Raw genomic sequence first — 5,041 nt, 5'->3', positions numbered from 1 at the left:
GGATAGCCGCGCCGCCTAAGCGTTCGCTGATTGTTCGCCCTTAGCGTTGTTTAGCGTACCATCCACGCTATGCCCTCTTAATGCTGATTGGCTATGCACGGGTCTCGACACCCGAACAGGATTTGACGCCCCAGCTCGACGCCTTGCGCGAGGCGGGCTGCGATCGGACGTTCAGCGACAAGGCCAGCGGTGCCAAGGCAAACCGGATCGGCTTGGCTGACGCCTTGTCGCACGCCCGAGCGGGGGATGTACTAATCGTTTGGAAGCTCGATCGTCTGGGCCGAACGATGAAGGGACTCGTGGACCTAGCCGCTGAATTGGCCGAGCGCAGCATCGGCTTCCGGTCGCTCACCGATGGGATCGACACCGCCGGTACGGCCGGCAAGCTCGTTTTCCATATCATGGCGGCGATGGCGGAAATGGAGCGGGACCTGAACCGTGAGCGTACAACAGCCGCGCTGATGGTGGCACGTCGCGAGGGAAGGGTGGGCGGCCGCAAGACGGTGATGACACCCAAGCGGCTCGAGGCGGCGCGCAAGCTTTTGGCGTCGGGCATGCCGATGCGCGAAATAGCGCCGGCGATCGGTGTCTCCGTTCCTACGCTGTATCGGCATCTTCCTGCCCCGGAGCAGGTGCTCATCAGCGCAAACGTCACGGGCGACTGATGCACCCTCGCTTCGTCGCTGAGGTTCCAAGCTTCGCACTCACACGCGGCGCTCGGGAACGTTTGCCGCGCGTAACAGATCGAAGATTTCCTCGATCTTTCGGTTCCGGTCCCTGCTTGTGCGGGTCATCAGAAGTCGTTCCCGTGCCCGCGATGCGGCGACGAAGAACACGGAGTGACCCTCATCGGTGTTCCTGTCGAAGCTCCACCACTGGTCGTCATTCAGCCCAAGCAGCACCACAAGGTCATATTCGAGGCCCTTGCTCTTGGTGATGGTCAAGAGGGGAACCTGCCCGATGCCACGAAATCGATCGATCGCATCGGACCACGACGTTGTGGCCTCGGCGCATTCGATCAAGAAGTCCGCGCTCGCCTTCCTGATGCTTTCGAAAAAGTCGCCGGTGGCATATTGAGGCGCCAGGCTCCGCAGCCGGTCCAGCCCGACACACTCTTCGATCGCTCCAATACGTGCGCGTACCTCGTCGGGCTCCGGCTTGACACGAGGATCGATCCGGTTCTCGGTATGGAACTTATCAACTCGGGTGGCCAAGGCGCGCTCAGCGGTCTCGTCGTCGTCGATCTCTATCCCCTCGGCTGCGGCGAAATGGTCCATCGCCGCACTCCAGAGCGTGCCACCATATTTGCGCGAGCAGAACTCCAGGAGATCAAGCAGGAAGCGAGAATACGCTTCGGTCATCAGCTCCTGTATCGTGGCGCCGCCGACGTCCCGATCCTCGTTGCGAAGGGTGACGCTCTCGCGGTCAAAGGCGTCGCGCAGGCGCTCCTCCCACTCGGGTGCGCGTTGACGCACGAGCAACCCGATCACTCGTGGATCGGTCCCGTCGGCGATCGCCTCGGCCACGAGCTTCGCCACGGCCTCGGCCTCAGCGTTTTCGTGGTCGGCGACGAGCACCGAACAGATTTCCTCGTCGGGAAGGTCGGGTGCCTTGCGCACCGCCACGAAGTCCGGTTCCTCCGGCGCCAGGCGAGCTTTGAGGATGTTCAGGATCGCGACGATTCGCTCGTTGCTTCGATAGTTTTTGGTGAGACTGAGCCGCCCGTGAGCGGACGCGACGCTAAGGAAGTCCTGCTCAAAAGCCTCGAACACGTCCTGACGGGCGCCCGCCCAGCCCATGATACGCTGCTTTGTGTCGCCAACGGCGGTCAAGACCGTCTCGGAACCCTCAAACATCGCCGCCACCAAGGCATATTGAACCGATGTGGTATCCTGGAACTCGTCGAGAAAGACATGGCTGTAGGTCGCGCGCAGCGCGGTGCGGATCATGGGATTGGCCGTGATCGCAGCCGCTGCAAGGATGCCGATCTGTGGGAACGTCAGCGAAGGCGGGCTTGCGATCAGGCCCTCGCGCAGTGCCACGAGTTGGAGAAAAGCTGCCGTTGATGAGGCTGTAAGCGGCTCGAGACAAAGCGCCTGCACGCCCCGGCTATACTCGTCGAAGCCAACCGCATGGACGGCGTGCTCCTGAGGCTGCCCCCCCAACATCTGGGCTGCCCAGCCGACAGACCCGGAGGCAGTCTTCAAGGCGTCGACGACCGACAACTGAAACTGTCCGTAGCCCTGCCGCGGCGGCTGCGCGCGGCCGATCTTGTACATACCGGAGAGCGCCAGGTGGTTGGGAAGCGCGCGCCAGAAGCGGTCGAGAAGCTGTTTGGCGAACGCGTCGAAGGTATAGGAATCGAGCTGGCGGGCGAGCGCCCGGCCGCAGCGCTTCTCGACCCGTTCCCGCAGGTTGCTGGCGGCATCGCGCTTGAAGCTGATTGCCAGGATGCGCCGCGGGTAGGCACAACGCCCCGTCTGGAGCAGGAAAGCGGCACGCTGGCCGAGAAGCTCAGTCTTGCCGGTCCCAGGCCCCGCAACCACCAGCGTGCTTCCCGTGGCCGTCACGGCACCGAGTGCCGCCGGCTCAAGCGCTGCAACTTCGATCGGCTTCCAATCATCGGGCTTGATCATGCGATCGGTGCTTCAAGAGAGGCTTTCACATGCGCGACGAGGCGCGCAAGGACCTTTGGGATCTCCGGCTGAATATCGGCATCTTCATCGGCTTCGAGGGTCGCCAACGCGAACAGATGCGCGGCGGGCTTGCCGCGGCTCCCAAGGAACAGATATTTGTACCACGAGAAGAGCGGCCAGTTCTTGTCGGCTTCATAAGGTGCAACGCCAAAGCCGTCGGCTCCGACCACCTCCTTAGCCGCCTTGGCGATCACGTCCGCGTCATCGGCGCCACGAGGCCCGGTCGCACGATCCGGCAACGTCTTATAGGCGTCCGGAAAAGCCTCAACCATCAGCATGTCGAGGTCGAGTGGCGCGGAGAAGAAAACGCCGAACTGCTCGAGCCAAGCCATCCAATCCTGGAGGAATTTATCTGTCGCACTCCCCTCACCCCAGGCCGGGGGACGCTTGAGCTCAATGGCGGCATCGAGCCATTTCTGCTGCTCCGCACTGCGCGGGTGTCCGCCAGACGTGAGCGCCTTTGCAACCGAGCTGAACTGCACATAATCACCACTGCTTCGCCCCAGATCGAGGTCGAGGAGGGTGGAGTGGGGGATGCCAAGCTGTTCGACCAAACGCCAGAAATGCTGGATATGACGGCCACCGACGGGCACGATCGCGACGAATGAGCGATCCATGGGCACGCCAATCTTCTCGGCGAGCCAGGGCAGCACGATCTCCTCGGACGCACCTTCGCCGAAAATAGCGTGGCGCGCGAAGTAGATTTCTGGGTGCGCTCGTACCGCCTCGCGGACGAACTTCGCCGCTTCGGTACCATCCTCCGGAAGAGCAAGGGCGCAGACCGTTGACAGGCCGGTCTTTGTTTCCCGGCGAATATGCCGGATCGCCTTGGGTTCAATCCGTCCCACGATCGAGGGCGCATGACTGGTGAGCACGCCTTGCACACGGGCAGTCTTCGTCAGCACGCTCAGCTGCATCAACAGGCGCGCCAGGAAAAACGGCGCCAGATGGTTCTCTGGCTCCTCGAAGGCGAACACCGTCAGCGCGGGAGCGCGAGCAAAAGCCGCTTCGAATGGCGGCGTTTTGGCATCGCGGACCTCCGCCTCGAGCTCAAGCTTGAGGTCCAGCAGCGCCTTTACCAAGGCAAAGTGGAAGAGTGATCGCTGGCCATCGCTGAGATCCTCGACCGTCATGGTCCGGCCTTGCGACGACGGGCTGAGTTGAATTGTGGCAGATCGCACGATCTGCTGGAGATCAGGCGCGAGCACCGCCAATTTGGCAGTCGTGCCGGTTTCCGCCGTATTGAGTTCGCTCCAGCAAGCGTTGATAGCAGCGTTCACCCGCGCTAGCGCGCCTTCCGCGTCGAGCTTCTCGGCGGCCTTGGCGACGAGTTCGGCGATCTCGTCCTTGTTCTGCCAAACCACAGCGTTCATGAGGCTGCGCCCTAGGCTCTTCACTGTAAGCTGGGTGAGCGCGGTCACATCGCGCGATGCCGGTATGTAGCGCACAACGATGTGGCTGCGTTCGCTCGCCGAAACCTTGCGCTTCACCAAGGCGCTACCTTCGCCGGTCGGAACATCGTCAGGCGTCAGGATCCAGAAGAGCTTCTCCTCGATCACACCGTCGAGCGTCCCGCCGAGCTCCCACGTGGCTTCGAGACGCAGCCGCGCAAACGGCGCCGCACCGGGGCTGGTCACAATCATATGGCGGAAGGCTGAGGGTACCGTGCGCTCGGCGTCTGCGTCGCCCCCGTCTAGCTCTGGAAACGCAATCTCGACTTCCAGGAACAGCTCACGTTTGGCAACGCTTTCAAGTCGCTCGCCAGGCTCGACGAAAAAGTCAGCCGGCTGGATCTTGCGCTCGTCTCGGGTCTCGCCGAAGAGACGCAACAGTGCTTGAAGCATGGCGCTCTTGCCCGCGCCATTTCGGCCGATGAAGACAGTCGTATCGACCGCCATGTCGACGATTACAGGGTGAGGTCCATCAATGACCTCATGATTGTAGTTTGAACTGGCAAACCCCCGAAATTTCCACAGCTTGAGCGTTTTTAGATGCACATCGCCCCCGTTTTCATTCCTGCCCCCGAAGCCGCAATCGCGGCTTCGGCGATGACTAGCACTAAGGCCTGCTTTGGGCGACGATCTTAGGCGCTGGAGCAGAAAGCGGTGCCAGGGCCGCCGCTCGGAAATGCCGATCGATCGCGGTCGATGTCAGAACTACCAAGGGTCATCGCAGGAACGCTTCGCCAGCGTATGCTAAGCGCCGGCGAACGTCTCACAATCGATGGTGATTTGGGACAGGGCGATCGTTCCCGGATGGCAGGAAGTGGGGGGCACCTCAAGGTTTGTCATATGGACAGCGGCAGTCGGAACAAATGGTCAACAAAGGCCTGAGCGTTGCCGCAA

Annotated in this window: 3 protein-coding genes; 1 reads left to right on the top strand and 2 read right to left on the bottom strand. The window is 62.0% G+C overall.

What is annotated here, in order from left to right; translation table 11 throughout:
* Nucleotides 1–80 precede the first annotated feature (80 nt).
* Nucleotides 81–665 (top strand): recombinase family protein, encoded by a 585-nt coding sequence (locus ACH0CP_RS18860; RefSeq protein WP_056025183.1) that lies wholly within the window; start codon nucleotides 81–83, stop codon nucleotides 663–665.
* 39 nt (nucleotides 666–704) lie between these two features.
* Here the strand turns inward: ACH0CP_RS18860 and ACH0CP_RS18855 are convergent, their stop codons facing one another.
* Entirely contained in the window at nucleotides 705–2,636 is a 1,932-nt protein-coding gene (locus tag ACH0CP_RS18855; protein WP_056025186.1) for a UvrD-helicase domain-containing protein, read from the bottom strand.
* Entirely contained in the window at nucleotides 2,633–4,594 is a 1,962-nt protein-coding gene (locus ACH0CP_RS18850; protein WP_056025189.1) for an ATP-dependent endonuclease, read from the bottom strand. The genes ACH0CP_RS18855 and ACH0CP_RS18850 overlap by 4 nt, the downstream gene beginning before the upstream one ends.
* Nucleotides 4,595–5,041 lie beyond the last annotated feature (447 nt).

The sequence above is a fragment of the Sphingomonas sp. 179-I 2A4 NHS genome (genome assembly GCF_045369135.1).
In the GTDB taxonomy this organism is placed as follows: Bacteria; Pseudomonadota; Alphaproteobacteria; order Sphingomonadales; family Sphingomonadaceae; genus Sphingomonas.
The sequence above is the reverse complement of the archived record's forward strand: the minus strand, read 5'-3'. Positions and strand labels throughout refer to the sequence as shown.

Excerpts from the sequence above, each read along its gene's own strand:
- ACH0CP_RS18860 (WP_056025183.1), top strand. The coding sequence starts at position 81 with ATGCTGATTGGCTATGCACGGGTCTCGACACCCGAACAGGATTTGACG.
- ACH0CP_RS18850 (WP_056025189.1), bottom strand. The coding sequence starts at position 4,594 with ATGGCGGTCGATACGACTGTCTTCATCGGCCGAAATGGCGCGGGCAAG.
- ACH0CP_RS18855 (WP_056025186.1), bottom strand. The coding sequence starts at position 2,636 with ATGATCAAGCCCGATGATTGGAAGCCGATCGAAGTTGCAGCGCTTGAG.